This window comes from Salipaludibacillus neizhouensis, from assembly GCF_002886185.1.
Classification (GTDB): domain Bacteria; phylum Bacillota; class Bacilli; order Bacillales; family Salisediminibacteriaceae; genus Salipaludibacillus; species Salipaludibacillus neizhouensis.
This window is the reverse complement of the sequence record NZ_KZ614148.1, coordinates 259,806-274,505: the sequence shown is the minus strand read 5'-3', so window position 1 is coordinate 274,505 and position 14,700 is coordinate 259,806. Positions and strand designations below refer to the sequence as shown.

General features: G+C 37.6%; 19 protein-coding genes. 6 read left to right on the top strand and 13 right to left on the bottom strand.

The window, feature by feature from the left end; all coding sequences use genetic code 11:
• Window positions 1-98 precede the first annotated feature (98 nt).
• Together CEF18_RS24240 and CEF18_RS24235 are read right to left on the bottom strand one after the other, a co-directional pair.
• The gene (locus tag CEF18_RS24240) at window positions 99-2,651 is read right to left on the bottom strand and encodes an exo-rhamnogalacturonan lyase family protein (RefSeq protein WP_110939065.1); all 2,553 of its coding nucleotides are present in this window, start codon (window positions 2,649-2,651) and stop codon (window positions 99-101) included.
• 196 nt (window positions 2,652-2,847) lie between these two features.
• Window positions 2,848-3,540, bottom strand: a complete 693-nt coding sequence (locus CEF18_RS24235; protein ID WP_110939064.1) for an amino acid ABC transporter permease — start codon at window positions 3,538-3,540, stop codon at window positions 2,848-2,850.
• Window positions 3,541-3,922: 382 nt separating this feature from the next.
• Here CEF18_RS24235 and CEF18_RS24230 point away from each other — a divergent pair, with 382 nt between their 5' ends.
• Together CEF18_RS24230 and CEF18_RS24225 are read left to right on the top strand one after the other, a co-directional pair.
• Window positions 3,923-4,342, top strand: coding sequence for a universal stress protein (locus CEF18_RS24230; RefSeq protein ID WP_110939063.1), 420 nt, complete (start codon window positions 3,923-3,925; stop codon window positions 4,340-4,342).
• A 70-nt stretch (window positions 4,343-4,412) separates the two neighbouring features.
• The gene (locus CEF18_RS24225; RefSeq protein WP_110939062.1) at window positions 4,413-4,622 is read left to right on the top strand and encodes a hypothetical protein; all 210 of its coding nucleotides are present in this window, start codon (window positions 4,413-4,415) and stop codon (window positions 4,620-4,622) included.
• A gap of 118 nt (window positions 4,623-4,740) precedes the next feature.
• Here CEF18_RS24225 and CEF18_RS24220 read toward each other — a convergent pair whose 3' ends face one another.
• Together CEF18_RS24220 and CEF18_RS24215 are read right to left on the bottom strand one after the other, a co-directional pair.
• Window positions 4,741-5,205 (bottom strand): GNAT family N-acetyltransferase, encoded by a 465-nt coding sequence (locus tag CEF18_RS24220; RefSeq protein ID WP_317624111.1) that lies wholly within the window; start codon window positions 5,203-5,205, stop codon window positions 4,741-4,743.
• A 36-nt stretch (window positions 5,206-5,241) separates the two neighbouring features.
• Complete coding sequence (locus CEF18_RS24215) at window positions 5,242-5,706, bottom strand: ferritin family protein (RefSeq protein WP_110939060.1); 465 nt, start codon at window positions 5,704-5,706, stop codon at window positions 5,242-5,244.
• 243 nt (window positions 5,707-5,949) lie between these two features.
• Between CEF18_RS24215 and CEF18_RS24210 the strand changes: the two genes are divergently transcribed.
• A complete protein-coding gene (locus CEF18_RS24210) occupies window positions 5,950-6,312 on the top strand; it encodes a hypothetical protein (RefSeq protein WP_110939059.1) in 363 nt (120 codons plus the stop codon).
• A gap of 59 nt (window positions 6,313-6,371) precedes the next feature.
• On the opposite strand, the gene CEF18_RS24205 is transcribed toward CEF18_RS24210, so the two are convergent.
• The 4 genes from CEF18_RS24205 to ectA form a co-directional block, all read right to left on the bottom strand.
• On the bottom strand, window positions 6,372-6,824 hold the full coding sequence (locus CEF18_RS24205) for an SRPBCC family protein (RefSeq protein ID WP_110939058.1): 453 nt from the start codon (window positions 6,822-6,824) through the stop codon (window positions 6,372-6,374).
• A gap of 40 nt (window positions 6,825-6,864) precedes the next feature.
• Window positions 6,865-7,362, bottom strand: a complete 498-nt coding sequence (locus tag CEF18_RS24200) for a GNAT family N-acetyltransferase (RefSeq protein WP_110939057.1) — start codon at window positions 7,360-7,362, stop codon at window positions 6,865-6,867.
• 290 nt (window positions 7,363-7,652) lie between these two features.
• Complete coding sequence (gene ectB, locus CEF18_RS24195) at window positions 7,653-8,936, bottom strand: diaminobutyrate--2-oxoglutarate transaminase (protein WP_110939056.1); 1,284 nt, start codon at window positions 8,934-8,936, stop codon at window positions 7,653-7,655.
• A gap of 27 nt (window positions 8,937-8,963) precedes the next feature.
• Complete coding sequence (gene ectA / locus CEF18_RS24190; protein ID WP_110939055.1) at window positions 8,964-9,458, bottom strand: diaminobutyrate acetyltransferase; 495 nt, start codon at window positions 9,456-9,458, stop codon at window positions 8,964-8,966.
• A gap of 204 nt (window positions 9,459-9,662) precedes the next feature.
• Here ectA and CEF18_RS24185 point away from each other — a divergent pair, with 204 nt between their 5' ends.
• Complete coding sequence (locus tag CEF18_RS24185) at window positions 9,663-10,907, top strand: aspartate kinase (protein WP_110939054.1); 1,245 nt, start codon at window positions 9,663-9,665, stop codon at window positions 10,905-10,907.
• 54 nt (window positions 10,908-10,961) lie between these two features.
• On the opposite strand, the gene CEF18_RS24180 is transcribed toward CEF18_RS24185, so the two are convergent.
• Both CEF18_RS24180 and CEF18_RS24175 read right to left on the bottom strand, forming a co-directional pair.
• Window positions 10,962-11,489 (bottom strand): GNAT family N-acetyltransferase, encoded by a 528-nt coding sequence (locus tag CEF18_RS24180; protein ID WP_110939053.1) that lies wholly within the window; start codon window positions 11,487-11,489, stop codon window positions 10,962-10,964.
• Between the two features lie 62 nt (window positions 11,490-11,551).
• A complete protein-coding gene (locus tag CEF18_RS24175) occupies window positions 11,552-11,785 on the bottom strand; it encodes a hypothetical protein (protein ID WP_110939052.1) in 234 nt (77 codons plus the stop codon).
• Between the two features lie 136 nt (window positions 11,786-11,921).
• Here CEF18_RS24175 and CEF18_RS24170 point away from each other — a divergent pair, with 136 nt between their 5' ends.
• The gene (locus tag CEF18_RS24170) at window positions 11,922-12,353 is read left to right on the top strand and encodes a VOC family protein (RefSeq protein ID WP_110939051.1); all 432 of its coding nucleotides are present in this window, start codon (window positions 11,922-11,924) and stop codon (window positions 12,351-12,353) included.
• Here CEF18_RS24170 and CEF18_RS24165 read toward each other — a convergent pair.
• The 3 genes from CEF18_RS24165 to CEF18_RS24155 form a co-directional block, all read right to left on the bottom strand.
• Entirely contained in the window at window positions 12,350-12,838 is a 489-nt protein-coding gene (locus CEF18_RS24165; protein WP_110939050.1) for a GyrI-like domain-containing protein, read from the bottom strand. The genes CEF18_RS24170 and CEF18_RS24165 overlap by 4 nt on opposite strands.
• A gap of 152 nt (window positions 12,839-12,990) precedes the next feature.
• Window positions 12,991-13,569: a cysteine hydrolase family protein gene (locus CEF18_RS24160; RefSeq protein WP_110939049.1), complete on the bottom strand. Its 579-nt coding sequence runs from the start codon at window positions 13,567-13,569 to the stop codon at window positions 12,991-12,993.
• Between the two features lie 15 nt (window positions 13,570-13,584).
• Window positions 13,585-14,004 carry a carboxymuconolactone decarboxylase family protein gene (locus CEF18_RS24155; RefSeq protein WP_110939048.1) on the bottom strand — a complete coding sequence of 140 codons (420 nt, stop codon included), beginning with the start codon at window positions 14,002-14,004 and terminating at the stop codon, window positions 13,585-13,587.
• Window positions 14,005-14,127: 123 nt separating this feature from the next.
• Between CEF18_RS24155 and CEF18_RS24150 the strand changes: the two genes are divergently transcribed.
• Window positions 14,128-14,568, top strand: a complete 441-nt coding sequence (locus tag CEF18_RS24150; RefSeq protein WP_110939047.1) for an Lrp/AsnC family transcriptional regulator — start codon at window positions 14,128-14,130, stop codon at window positions 14,566-14,568.
• Window positions 14,569-14,700: the final 132 nt, after the last annotated feature.

Here is a 14,700-nt window from a genome sequence, read left to right as displayed (position 1 = left end):
ATTTATTATCTATTTAGTTGGTTTGTTATTACGGAAGCTAGTTTGGAAGAGGACCGCTCCCTTTCCATAGAATCCATGAACCTTCCGATTCCTTGCAATCACTTCTCTTCGTCCAACTCCGGTAGGCAGTCTCCTATCAATTCAAGAGCTGTAATTGTATTTAAGCACCATTGAGAAATCGTATTAGTCGTTATCCAAGGGATTTCCTCGATTTCTGTCCATCCGGAAACAACTTCGGTCTCAATCGGTAACGGAGTATGACTTGTTTCTTTATTCAACAGCAAGTTCCATGTTTTTCTCGCCATCTCGCTATCTTGTTTTTTTGCTGCCGCATAAGCACCCATTCCTGCTGCAAACATTGGCCAGTGAAACTTCTCATCAGAGAGAATCCCCTCGCTCTTCTCTCTTTTTTCTGCATCGGAATACAAGTAGAATTGACCAAATTCCACGAGCATATCTTTCCACTCTTCGTCTTTCATTACATGAGCCATTTCCATCCACACTTGAGGTGCTCCGAAAGCGATTACCATATGGTATCCTCCGGAGTTTCCGTCCCCTAAATGATGAAGGTGAGACGTCTTTGGATCAAAACCAAACGTAGGCCCTGATAAGAGCCGGAAAGGCAACTGCTTCAGATCATTCATTCCAGTCATGAGTTTATCGCGGTATTTCTTGTCCTCTGTTCTTTCCCATTCTGAGAACCAATTCGAACAAAAGGCCGCCCAATCCGGACCAACTCTGGCATGGGTAGGATGTTCATCCTTAGGGAAAAATTCTCTCATCGGATCTAAATTAACTGTTGCTTGCTCAGCATCCCGCACATCCTCAAGTAGATCTCTTGTGCGCTCATCTGTAGTCAGGAAATAATAATACTTATGAAGACCAGCCATACTTATTCTAGCTTCCTTACAACCGCATCCCCAGTGACTTACATTATGTCGCGAGCCTAGTCCAGCATACTCACCTAAATGATACTGGTCCACTTCACTTGTGTGACGAGTCATCGCCTCAGCCATCTTAAAAATATCTTTGCGTCCTGTGCGAAAAAAGGAGTACCATAACCACAGGTTTGGAACGAGCTCAGTATTTTGCCAAGCGAATCCTCCCATATCATAGTTCCATTGGTGTCTAACTGCATCATATGTATGCATCACATCACCATAATTCCAATAACCATACCAACTTCGCTGGTCAATTTCTTTTTTATAATAAGTAAAAGCAGCGTCTAACTGTTTTTCCAGATTCGCTTTTGCCGGGTTTTGGTAGTTTGGCAGACTCCAAACGCCTGTTGCTTCTGTCTCATAATAATATTCCGGTTCACAAACGAGTAAAGGTGGTGCTTGCCAGTCAGTCGTGAGTTGCTCAAGCTCTTGATGAGCAGGGGCTTCTGTATAACATTTTAAATAAGCTTCACTCGTATTAGCTATTCCTTTTGGCGTTGCTCTCATCTCGTCAAAACCTTCATAAGCGCTTGTTACATGTGTATGTTCACTATAATGACGAAAGTCCATTATTTCACCATCTGGAGACCAAAACCAAAGTGTCATTTTTGCTTCATCTGTGCTTAACTTATTCACTTCCAAAGCAGAAGGATGCTTTTGCCAGAAATCCTTTATCCCTGCAGCTATTCCTCCCGTTTCTCCACCGGCATACATCACACCCCGAGACCTTTTACCGTGAAGGGAATCAATCCATGAATAGCCGTCATTCGTTCGTTTCACAAACTTATAATGTGTGGCCGAATCCTGCACCACCTTAAAATCGTTCCAGATTGCGTTCTCAATAACATGTGCTTTTAGCGAGGATTCTAATTCTTCCTGAAGAATCTCTCCGTCAATTTGTTTTTTGTATAATCCATTTGCTCCTTTGAATCTTCTCGTTTGCACTAACTGGGCTGGTTCTGAGTAAACACCTGTATCTCCTGTAACATGAACATGACGATTCCAAGCCTCCCCAGTAATACTAGGGCTAATCTCTATCCCGAGCCCTTTTATGAAATGGTTTTCCGCATCTCCATCGTAGAGAAACGTATGTACTATTCGGATTGTTTCTGTTTCGGCATACAAGTATAACCTTACGATAAACGGCATCTTCGCAGACGGATCAGAGGGGGTATGTTCACCTTCCACTTTAACTACAGTTCTGACGGGGCCAACTTGCTCCACTTCGACACTTATGATTTCCCCATCATGCTGTTGAGTACTTCTGATCGACTCGTTTCCCTTTACCGTTCGACGCTCTGTTACTGCGATTAATTTCCCTTCCTTACCTTTTTCCACACCATTCATGGTCAAGCTCTTAATGAGAGTTTTTCCTTTTTTATGAAGAACACACGTCATATTACCGGTGTCTATTTCAATTGTCTGATGACTGTCCTTCACCGACATATCCTCGTTTTTTGTCTTGTTCGCGGTCACCTTTAACTCATACGATTTCGCGCTGATACCATCGATAACAGCAGCTTGTCCTGTCCATTTAATACTTCCATCAGGCCAGTATGCAGTTGGCCATGATTGAATTCTTACAAGTTCCCCTGTTTCTTTTTGTAACACAAGCGAATCCTCGCGGTTGAGTTTTCCTTTTGCCCAAGGAACACCCCATGCTACTCCAGATTTTTGGGTAGGATTGTCTTCCATCCAGGTCAATTTCATGTTATTTTCCTCCTCTTATTTTGAAAGAAACTAATAGCATGCATAAATACTTCACCTGCTAAAAATATAAGCGCTTTCATTTATTGTTGATGAACTATAACTACAGTCTAAACACATTAAATTTTCCAACAACCATACTTTTTTGCAACAGCAAAAAAAGCCCGCTTTAATAGGGCATTTCTCTAAAATCTTTTCTTTAGTTAAGAATCGAATCTCCACCTTGTATCGGTCGCTGATTTCGTTTTTCTGTATCAAAATGATTTTCTAACTTATAGGCAACATATGAAAATACGGAAACTAAAATTAAATAGTATAATCCAGCCGTTAAATACGCTTCAAATTGCTGGAATGAATTTGCCCCTTCTCGATTGGCAAATGCAAATATATCTGCAATACCAATAATATAAACGAGAGAAGAATCTTTCAAAGTTATAATGAATTGGTTAGCCATTGGAGCAATGGAAAGTTTTAATGCTTGTGGACCAATGACACTTCCAACAATTTGACGTTTGTTCATACCTAATGATTTTGCTGCCTCCATCTGACCTTGATCCACACGTTGCATGGAACGTCGAAATATTCCTGCAATCGATGTACTGCTGTATATTCCAAGTGCAATGGCACCTGCCCAAAAATTTGATAAATCAAAAACGGATGAGATACCGAAATATAAAATGGAGATCTGAACAATCAATGGAATCCCTTGAATAAAAGAAATGTACACTCGAGCAATACCACACAAAATATTTGAGGAAGAACTTCGTAGTAAAGATATAAAAACTCCTAAAATACCTCCTATAACAACTGAAACAAAGGTGATTTTTAAGGTTATCCAGGCGGCTTCCCAAAAACCGGGAATCGTTCTCAAAATCATATCTAATAGATCCATCAGTCGTTCACCCCATTTGATTATTATCCAAACGAAAAATTAGAGCCAAGCATTCGGTATAATACAATGTATTCAAATGTTTGCGAAATATTATCTTTCGTTTAACTCTCTTTGTTATTTTCGAAAAAGACTTTGAAGGAGCGAAAGGAAGTTGATTTAGCCTAACAGGGAATCCACATAATTTAACCATAGGGAGATGATTTTTCATTTTCTTGTTAATGAAAGCGTTAAAAAGGGTTATAATGGAGTTATCTGAGGCCATTATATTGAGGGTACAACATTCTGGGGCTTATAGTACTCTTACTGGTGTAGTCGGCAGCCAATTGAGAGCTTCAGATCATTAAAATATTTTCAAGTGAAACTTGATCTATGGAGGTCTGTTATGTTCTCGAAGTTATTGTTGGCCACTGACGGTTCTGACCACTCACATCGTGCTGCAGATAAAGCAATCGAACTAGCTAAACTAACTGGTCATTCGTGTATTGAAATTGTTTATGTTGTGGATGTAAATAAATCTAAATCCGATGTCTTGCAATATGGGGATTCTAGCTCAGTACTAAAAATAAGAGAAAAAATGTTATCGGTTTTTAGAGATAAATTTAAAAAAGTCGGTATTTTCTCGAAAATAACTATTTTACACGGTTTGCCGGCAGAAACGATGATTCAATATGCCAATGAAAATTCTTTCGATTGTTTTATTTTAGGTAGTCGCGGCAGAAGCAAGGTTCAAACAATGATTCTTGGCAAAGTTAGTCACAAAGTTATGAAACATGTGAATATACCTATTTTATTAGTTAAATGATAGATTTCCAACCTAAAATGTATTATTGAAAGACTTCCTTCTGGGTAACATAGTATTAGGAGGGTAAATGATGATGGATGTTGTATTTAAGAGAGATTTAACGACAGAAGAGTCCGAAAAGTTAAGGCAACTTACCGGTTTTTATAGAGGGACTCCTATTTTTAAGACGAAGCGCCATTTAGAGATAATACCGAAAAAGAACTTTTCAAGTGAACAATTAAAGAAATCACTTGATTCCCTAAATCTCCCCATTAAAACGATAAAAATGGAGAATGAATAGGCGCGATCTAAGCATATGCTTAGAGCGGATTCGAGCTCCTCTGTTTAAAGGAAAACACCAACTTCTAAAAGACTTCCCAAAAGTTTTTCTACCGATCGGGAAGTCTCTCATTTATATGCTATAATCGCTTGTTCACAAATTCGCGATAATTGGTGAAATTATGTTTTTCATAAAACTCTTTTGCTGCATCGTTATCATACCAGTACTCTAGTTCTACTAGATGAATTCCTTTACTTTTAGCGATATCATAAATTTTTTCCATTAACCGTGATCCGTAGCCTTTATTTTGCTTAGTCTCCGCAATACTTATTTGATGCACATAGATAGAACGATATCCTTTTACAAATACATTCTCAGGATAATTCCTCATTTCTATCCAAGCATAACCAACGGCTTCATCGTTATCTTCTAATAGTAGAAACGTGTACTTCGGTATTTGAAAAACATTCTTAAACGTTTCTTTTATTGCTTTGTAATTGTATGGCATAAAGTACTGAGGGTATAAATCAGCATGCAAAACGTGGACGTGTTTATTTAGTTTGGCAACTAATTCATAGTCTTTCGTTTGACTTATTTTCATCATTCCCCCCCTTCCTACCCGTTCCCAAGCTGACTTTTGCTAATGTCCTTTCAGATGAAAATAATACAACAACCATACTGCATGATTTTGTTTGTTTGATGCAGCCCGGCCAAACATTTCTTTTATTTTCATATCCTGCGCCCTATCAGCAATATCTAAATAGAAATCAACCGTTTCTTGTTCTTCCTTAAACGCTGATTCTAAACCTTCTATGAGATCCTTTGGATAGCTGACTGTCTTTTCTATTGTTGGTTGGCGTCCCGTTAAATTAGAATAGATTGATCTGAATGCTTTTATATGATCCTGTTCATCTTTCTGCATCTCCGCTATTCTTTTCTTCAGTTCTTTTGTATCAGCCTTATTTATTAAATTTTCATTTCGATTAAAAGCTCTTAGCTCGCCATTCAATGCTGTTTGAATATCGTTGACTAAATGTGTATCAGGCTCTCCTCGAAAATATCCATCATAAGGATTGTAATTGTAATAATAAAGCGGTTGATCCATCTCTTGAACATCCTCCTAGTTTTTATTGTCTCTCGTATCCTATGTTTGACAAATAGGCAGCGGTGCTTGTTCAACCTATATTTGTTAAAACAAATCACTAAGTCTTTTTACGAAGTCAACCCAAATGAATGTTTTAAATCAATCAAGCTGTTCCATGGTTAAATATATTCAATATGTACACTCTAAGTTGGTGAAGGTCTACAGTTACTAAAAACCATTTCTTGATGAAAGAAGGTGTACCCGTTGCAAATTATTGTTCAAAATGAGCACGAAAAAAAGTTGGTGGAAACGTTCTTTACTGAGCTATTGATTCATCCAAATAGTGAAAACACATTTAATCCGGATGGAAAAGAGACTTCACCCTTGAATAGTGATGAAACCCGATTATTAAGACATTCTTTTGAAGACGTAACCATTGCTGTCGAACCTGAAGTAACAGAAATGTCCTTTAGCAAGGATGATATTATTTCTCACGTTTTTGAATGCGACGAGCTGAAAAAGGAATTCGAGAATGTTACCTATTCTCTTTACCTAGAAAAGCAAGAACAACAAAAGATAAAACCCTGGGAACACACAGCCTGTTGGAATGAGGATGTTCTAGAATAAAAACGAACGCTTGGATTTCATATCCAAGCGTTCTGTTTTTTAATATTGAAGTGGTTTCATTACTTTTTTTCAGCTCTTCTCTTTAACTCTTTTGCACGATTCACGATAAAATTCCTCATATATTTTTCTAAAAATAATCTATCCGCTATTATTCCGAGAATGCCAAAAGGAGCTTTATAAGAAAAGGTATCTTTCATAATAGTCCCTGTGCCACTTTCTATAAATTCGTGTGTATGCGTAAATGAGCGAAATGCTCCCTTTAGCATTATATCTGTAAATTTAAATGGTTTTTCCATCTCTATTATCTTAGCTGTTAATTTTTGTTTCACTCCAAAATGGGTAGCTTCCCAAGTTACTGTATCGCCATTTTCCATAAGTCCAACTGTGACACCATCAATCGCTCTTTCCTTTGTTTTACTCGTTGTTTCTGTATGTACATCTATGTTTCTCGTAAGGTCAAAACAAACATGGATTGGTGCGCTGATAAAAATATTGTGTTTAATTATTGGCATATTTAATTTACCTTTCATTTACTTTCTTTAAGAAGTTTTATTATAAGAGTTTCGACATATAGTATTCATCAACAAAATCCCCATCTATAATCAATGAATTTCTTTTTATCCCTTCCATTTCAAATCCTACCTTTTTATACAACCTTAAACCTCCTTCGTTCTTAGTGACGACTGTTAGTTCTAACCTTCTAATATTGTTACTAGCAGCCCATTGTTCCAGTTCGTTAAATAATTTTGTCCCAATTCCTTGTCCTCTATAGGCTTTTAAAATCCCAGTAACAATGTAAGCGGAATACCTATTCCTTCGCGCATTCCCGCCTATAGCTATCAAGTAGCCAACCAAATCATTATCTTTTTCAGCAACAAGTATCGTAGAGTTCTCAGCATCCTTCATACCTTTAATCATTGTTAATTGGTTTTTGGCTTGGATATCTCTTTCTCCAGATTCCCAAAGCATATACTGCGAACTTTCATCAACTCGCTTAGTAAGGTTTGCTAATTTTTCTGCATCGGATGTTTCTATTTCTCTAACTTTCATTGCTTTTCCCCCCCTGTATTTTTTTACTCTTATTAAATTAACGAGCAGTACCACTGTCTTACTTCTCTCCACATCTACTTTAGCATATATATCCAAATACCTTATATATTGTTGGCACTTCTCTCATTGACTCCACATCGTTTCTAATAATTATTACAACTCTTTTGTAATGAACAAGACAAATACGCATGGGATCTTATGTTAAATCCCATGCGTATTGATTTTATTATATCTATAGTAGCTTTTTTTACGAAAGATTAAGACTGTCTTAGTAAGTAAAACCTTGGTCCCTAACCCTTCTTACTTAATGTTTCTTTAATGCTTTCTTCCAGAATCGCTAATCCTTTATCCAATGCCTCATCATCTATTGTTAATGGTGGCATCACTTTAATAACCTCATCATTCATTCCTGCCGTTTCACTAATCAATCCTTTTTCAAATGCAGTAGCAGTTATCGTATTCGTTAATCCTTCTATATCACAGACTAGCCCTTGCATTAACCCTCTTCCTCGAACGTGACCATGTAATTCAGGATATTTTTCAGCAAGTGCTTTTAAAAATTGATGTACTTTTTCTCCTTTTCGAGCCACTTCTTTGGTTAACGAATCATCCTCCCAAAAATTTAAAGCTTCTGTGGCCGTTACGAATGCCAAATTATTCCCACGAAACGTTCCATTATGTTCTCCTGGATTAAAAATGTCGTGCTCCGGTTTCATTAACGTAAGGGCAAATGGCAGTCCGTAGCCTCCTATTGATTTTGATAAACAAATAATATCAGGGTCAACTCCAGCAGGTTCAAAGCTAAAAAATGGACCAGTACGTCCAACACCCGCCTGGATGTCATCGATAATTAAAAATATCCCCCACTTTTTGCATAGGTCCCCAATTCGTTTTATCCATTCAAAACTGGCTACATTAATACCACCTTCACCTTGAACAGTTTCTAATATGATCGCCGCCGGTATGGAAACGCCGCTGCCTTTATTCTCAAAAAAACGTTCAATGTATTGGGCCGTATCGGTACCGTCTCCAAAGAAATTATCAAAAGGCATGACCACTGTGTTTGGAAGAGACACACCTGCGCCTTGCCTTTTCGATTCATTACCAGTGACGGCTAATGCCCCTAGAGTCATACCATGAAAGGCATTCGTAAAATTCATGATCTTTTCTCGCCCGGTTACCTTTCTTGCTAACTTCAAAGCACTCTCCACAGCATTTGTACCTGTGGGACCCGGGAACATGATTTTATAATCCATGTTTCGCGGCTTTAATATTATTTCTTGAAGTCTTTTTATCAAATCCTCTTTTGCATCTGTTGCCATATCAAGACCGTGTGTCACACCATCTTTTTCAATATGTTCTATTAATTTCTCTTTCATTTTCGGATGATTATGCCCATAATTTAATGCTCCGGCTCCAGCAAAAAAATCAATATATTCTTTTCCGTCCTTTCCCCATAACAAATGTCCTTTTGCTTTTACAAAGATGGTTGGAAAGTTGCGGCAATAACTTCTCACTTCTGATTCATGCTCGTTAAACACACTTAAGTTGGATTTTTCATCTTTAGTTGCCAATAGATTCTTTTCCTCCTCGTTTACTATTTAATGGAAAGGTCCGATTTGATACGTCTGCTCTGATTCATGGTTATCGCTTGGAAATGCTTCTTGAGAAATGGTTTCTGTTTCTTCCATTTTGATTCCTAATTTATCGGCGAATTTTTTAAATAACGCCTTCGAAGCTTCATTTGAAGGAGAGATCGTTGTTTCGATAAATTGAATACTTGCGCATTCTTCTCTACTCACGATTTCTTCTAAAAGAGAAGATGCAAGCCCCTTTCCTCGCTGGGATTGATCGACGGCCACTTGCCATACAAATAGAACTTTTGAATTTTCAGGGTGGATAAAAGCAGAGACAAAACCAACAATTTGATGATCATCTTCTGCAACAACACATGTATTCTTAAAATATTTACATAGAATGAGATAATAATAAGCAGAATTTAAATCGAGTACCTTTGTACTCTTAATCAACTGCCAGATATCTCCTCCATCATCTAAATGAGGTTTTCGTAGTGCAACTGATTTCGTTTGTGCCAGAATGATCCCTCCTTAAACCTTTTATGAAATATACCTTTATGTTTTGTCATAGTACGGATATTTATAAAAATAATTCCCCCCATTTATTGAAAATAATTCTATTCGCTAATTTTGGAAACACAGTTCTCTTTTAAACACTCGCAAAATGGTTAAAGCTATGTGAAATGATATGGAATGATCAAGAGAGAAGGTGGGATAATTTCTATGGGTATCGTTGTCCAAAAATATGGTGGAACCTCTGTAGGGAATGTAGATCGAATAAAAAATGTGGCAAAGCGAGTAAAAAAAACACTTGAAGAAAAGAAAAAAGTGGTTGTTGTCGTTTCCGCGATGGGAGATAAAACAGATGAGTTAGTATCATTAATGTACGAAGTAACCGACCATCCCCCTAAGCGGGAAATGGATATGATATTAACCACAGGGGAACAAGTTTCCATGTCCTTATTATCTGCTGCATTGTTTGAACTAGGGATTCCCTCCATTTCTTTTACAGGATGGCAAGCTGGGATTGAAACAGAATCGGTCTTCGGAAATGCGAGAATCGTTGATATTAAACCTGAGCGCATGTTTGAATCGCTCAGAGAAGGAAAAGTTGTTATCATCGCCGGATTCCAGGGCGTAACAGACGATATGGAAATTTCTACCTTAGGAAGGGGTGGTTCTGATACAACAGGCGTTGCTGTAGCAGCTGCGCTTAAGGCTGATTACTGTGAAATCAATACAGACGTTGAGGGTGTCTACAGTACCGACCCACGAATTGTACCAAATGCAAGAAAGCTCCCGTGTATCACCCATAATGAGATGCTTGAAATGGCCACCCTTGGTGCATCTGTAATACACCCTAGAGCAGTGGAACTTGCAAAAATTCACGGTGTGAAAATCTTAGTTCGTTCCAGTTTTTCAGATGAAGAAGGAACTTTTATAAAGGAGGAAAATGATTTGGAACAAGCAATCGCGGTTACTGGGGTAGCTTATGATACGGATGTTATTAAAGTCGAAGTTCTAAAAATGCCTAATATCATGGGGACAATAGCAAAATTATTTGATTACCTTGCGTCAGAAAAAATAAATATTGATATGATCGTGTTTAGTGAACATGGACACGAAACCATTAACGTTGCTTTCAGTGTAGGGATAGAGAAAGGACAGCAAACAGTTGATCAGTTAAACAAACACAAAAGTGAATTAAAGTTTGAGGATGCTTTTTATGAAAAAGATGTAGCGAAAATATCAATTATAGGTTCAGGCATGACGACAAATCCCGGAGTCGCAGCGAAAATGTTCAAGATATTAGGAGATCAGGATATTCGGATAAAAATGATTACAACTTCTGAAATTAAAGTCTCTTGCATTATCCCAGAGGACCGGGGGATTGAGGCAGTCAAACTATTACATAGTGCCTATGACTTAGATGTTGAAAAAACCGCAAACGTAGAAGGGACACCGTAGAATTGGTGTTCCTTCTTTAAATATATTTATAGGGAAATCTCTGTAACCCTGAACCTACTGCCACTCCTCACGCAACAAGCCCATTCTTATCGAATCATAATATTCGCCATTGTAATACCGGCATTTTCTTAATCTTGCTTCCATCGTCATACCAAGATTTACCCCAAGTTTAATCATTCGTTTGTTTCCAGACCATGTAGTATAGCCCACACGTACCAATGGTAAACTTTGAAACAAATGATCAATCCAAAGACGAAAAGCCTTCGTGCCATAACCACCGTTCCAATATCCGGAATCATAAATGCCAATACCCATTTCCAGCCAGTTCGATGGCTTATGTTCCCAATAATAACTGACTGTCCCAATAACCTCTCCATTTACTTCAATCACCCAATAGTTTTCTTGATTTAAAACCTCGGATTTTGATTCCAAATATTCTCGATAAGGAATTTGTTGATGCTCAAAGTACGGCGCATCCCACTTTTTCCATTCAGGAGAGGCATCCTTGTACTTCAATTTCCATAAAGCAGGCAAGTCCTTTTCCACAATTGGCCTAATTGTTACGTCACCTTCACTGTACATCATGAAACACTCCAATCCTGTATTGTAAGAAAAACTGCTATTCGTTAAAAAAACGAATGGTACTAACCCATTCGTTTACGAGACAAGTAAGCCTGTTCGGTACCGAGCTCACGGTTTATTAGTTTCTCCATTTCGATCAAGTCGGTCCGCTTTACTACAGGGTCGCACTCTGACCAAAGAATCCGATAAATAATATAATAGTGACCAATTACGCGGAGAATCACTGGGCTATTCGGATAGTCGTCAAACCATGCCTTCATCCCACGTCTCTTGTATGAATAATCTATCAGTTCCATTTTTCATCACCTTCTATATCGTAAAACGATTGTTCGTACTTTTCAAGTGATAAACAATAGATTGTTATTGTATGAAATGGGTAATTTAGGTAAAGTTAGTACAAGAGAAAATATCTAAGTATGAAAGGGGAAAAAAATGAACAGTATTCATTTAATTTGTTTAGCCGTGAAAAATATTTCGAAGTCACTAACGTTTTATCGAGATGGACTAGGTTTTGAAACCACTACCGAAGAGGAAAAACCAGCGATTGTTTTCTTCAATAATAACGGGACGAAATTGGAACTCTTCCCTCTCTCGGATCTTCAAAAAGAGATTGGAGATTCCGCATCAGATGTGTCTGCTGGCTTCCCACGTTTTACACTAGCACATAATGTCCGGTCAAAAGAAGAGGTTGATGCAGTGATGCAACGAGCGAAACTAGCAGGCGCAACGATTGTAAAGCCCCCTGTGGTCCAAAGCTGGGGAGGATATAGTGGTTACTTTACAGATCCAGACGGGTTCTATTGGGAAGTAGCCTTTGCCTCTGACTGGAAATTCGATGACAACGAAATGCTTATCATTAACTAAACAATTGGAATCATCATTGTAAACGCAGGATCTAAAGTATATGGGTCTTGACTCAATGGATACTTTTCTAAATGAGTTAAATGAGTATCGTTATTTGTCTTTAAGCCTTGATCCTTTATCCACTTATATAAGTTTTGATAGGAATATTCAATATTTTGATCCTTTTGATGTTCGCTGGTTGCATAGGATAAAGAAGGGACAGTTACACTAACCATTTCTGCTGGAATGTTCTCTGCTCCCTTCACCTCAACAACCGCGTAGTGTGTAAAACCGAGTTCGCCAAGATTGGCATCGTAGGATAATCCTAAAAGAGTTTTCGAATCTACAATATGTGAAATCTCTTTTAAACGCCGATGCATCTCTTCCTGAACATGACGTATTCCACCAGCAGCCGCTTCCTCAAACGTCCCCTCCCACTTTAATCCTACTGCTTGGAATGCTTCTTTTGAAACAACTGTTATTGTACTTTTTTGTTCTGAATTCATAGATATACTCTCCCTTTTATTATTATATTTTCATATATCCCGCCTGTCTGTAGAGTCTCATTTATGTTAACTTCTTCCTTACTAAGTAAAAACCTTGTTATCTTGATGAAAATTTAAATCGAGATGAGGAAACAATATAATCAAACGTTTGTTTAAAACACTCCAAACTTTTCCATTTTAAGCTTAGCAATCAACTCATTTGTCGTAAGAATTGTTGCGAACTCTTCATTTAACGCAACTAACGAAACGTCATGTACTTCCTCTGGTCGATAATATCTTCCGTCATGCCCCTTCAGACCAAATGCTGCTGTGGCATCAGAAACTAAAAACGTATCAAACCCTAAATTCCCACTCATTCGAGTAGAAGTAGATACACAATGAGGAGTCGTCAAGCCTGTTACCACAACCTGTGTAATTTGTTTTTCTTTTAACAAATTCTCTAAATCTGTACCTATAAACGCACTATTTACTGTCTTTTCGATAACAACTTCATCTTTTATTGGTTTAACGATCTCTTTGATTTGAAAACCTGCATGATTAGGATGAAAAACAGAGTCAACTTTATTAGATTTGTGTTGAACATGAATTATGTCCCATCCCAGGTTTCTCCATACAGATAAGATCTGTTCAATACTTTCTTCCGCATTTGGATTATTTCTCTCTCCCCACTTCTTATCTTCAAAAGCCTTTTGAACATCGATAATGAGTAACGCACATTTACCATTTAGCATGTTCATACCTCCCTATTAATCTTCGTTACTAGCTTCCAATTGCAACATTGCACCAAAAGATTGTGATGCAGTTGTAAACGCAATAAATGCACTTAACTCGCTTATTTCTTCATCGCTGAAGCTTTCTCTTAGTAGATCAAAAATAGAATTTGATATGTTTCCTTTCTGTTTTAAAAATACTTCCGCAAACCCTACCGCAATAGATGTTTTTTCATTAAAACTTGCAGGTTCTGGCTTTCCTTTTCCCTTACAATACTCGCAGCCATTTACCTGTGCCATAGTTCTTCTGACTTGTTCTTTTAAATCCTTAGGCAGCAGTCCGTCCTGTTCCAAAACAATTCCTAGTTGCCTCCATTTCTCCATAACCATTTCATTATGTCCTAGAAGTCTTTGAAAAGGCGTATAACCATATTCTGATAGCTTAATTCTCGCCAACTGAATGCCCCCTTCCTATACTTATAGGTTATAATAAAAAATAGGACTCTAACATACAGTTATTAAGTTAAATTAGTCGATTTTCTTTAGATAATTATCGTATTTTGAGGAGAGACATTAAAAATGAAAATAGATGAAATAGATCGCAGAATTCTCGATGAGTTAAACCAAAACAGCCGGTTATCTATGAGTGAATTAGGGAGAAGAATTAACCTGTCGTCCCCCTCGGTCACCGAACGTGTGAGAAACATGGAATCATACGGGGTCATTAAAAAATACACCATCGAACTTGATCATGAAAAAATAGGGACTCCTATTCAATGCATCATCGAAGCAACTATTAAAAATAGTGAATACGAGACTTTCAAAAAATATATTAAAGAGCTATCGAACGTTGAATTTTGTTACCGTATATCAGGAAGGGCCTGCTATATGCTGAAAATACAGTTTGCAAATTTCTCTGAAGCTGAAGAGTTTATAGAAAGTGTTGGTCCCCTCGCCCATACAGTCACCCACTTTATTTTTTCCCAGTTAACTACTGATTTGAAAATGAAACAACTGTAGCTTTGAAATAAAGTTTGATCAAAAATACCTCCCAAACCCATATTCGACGATAAATAAAAAGAACCCCTACTATATAGCCCTATACACAAAGAAAGGGCGCAATCCTTATTACAGAATTGCGCCTGATTGCGA

Bases quoted from the DNA above. Each gene is read 5' to 3' on its own strand.
- CEF18_RS24240 (WP_110939065.1), bottom strand. From the start codon at position 2,651: ATGAAATTGACCTGGATGGAAGACAATCCTACCCAAAAATCTGGAGTA.
- CEF18_RS24235 (WP_110939064.1), bottom strand. From the start codon at position 3,540: ATGGATCTATTAGATATGATTTTGAGAACGATTCCCGGTTTTTGGGAA.
- CEF18_RS24230 (WP_110939063.1), top strand. From the start codon at position 3,923: ATGTTCTCGAAGTTATTGTTGGCCACTGACGGTTCTGACCACTCACAT.
- CEF18_RS24225 (WP_110939062.1), top strand. From the start codon at position 4,413: ATGATGGATGTTGTATTTAAGAGAGATTTAACGACAGAAGAGTCCGAA.
- CEF18_RS24220 (WP_317624111.1), bottom strand. From the start codon at position 5,205: ATGATGAAAATAAGTCAAACGAAAGACTATGAATTAGTTGCCAAACTA.
- CEF18_RS24215 (WP_110939060.1), bottom strand. From the start codon at position 5,706: ATGGATCAACCGCTTTATTATTACAATTACAATCCTTATGATGGATAT.
- CEF18_RS24205 (WP_110939058.1), bottom strand. From the start codon at position 6,824: ATGCCAATAATTAAACACAATATTTTTATCAGCGCACCAATCCATGTT.
- CEF18_RS24200 (WP_110939057.1), bottom strand. From the start codon at position 7,362: ATGAAAGTTAGAGAAATAGAAACATCCGATGCAGAAAAATTAGCAAAC.
- CEF18_RS24185 (WP_110939054.1), top strand. From the start codon at position 9,663: ATGGGTATCGTTGTCCAAAAATATGGTGGAACCTCTGTAGGGAATGTA.
- CEF18_RS24180 (WP_110939053.1), bottom strand. From the start codon at position 11,489: ATGTACAGTGAAGGTGACGTAACAATTAGGCCAATTGTGGAAAAGGAC.
- CEF18_RS24175 (WP_110939052.1), bottom strand. From the start codon at position 11,785: ATGGAACTGATAGATTATTCATACAAGAGACGTGGGATGAAGGCATGG.
- CEF18_RS24170 (WP_110939051.1), top strand. From the start codon at position 11,922: ATGAACAGTATTCATTTAATTTGTTTAGCCGTGAAAAATATTTCGAAG.
- CEF18_RS24165 (WP_110939050.1), bottom strand. From the start codon at position 12,838: ATGAATTCAGAACAAAAAAGTACAATAACAGTTGTTTCAAAAGAAGCA.
- CEF18_RS24160 (WP_110939049.1), bottom strand. From the start codon at position 13,569: ATGCTAAATGGTAAATGTGCGTTACTCATTATCGATGTTCAAAAGGCT.
- CEF18_RS24150 (WP_110939047.1), top strand. From the start codon at position 14,128: ATGAAAATAGATGAAATAGATCGCAGAATTCTCGATGAGTTAAACCAA.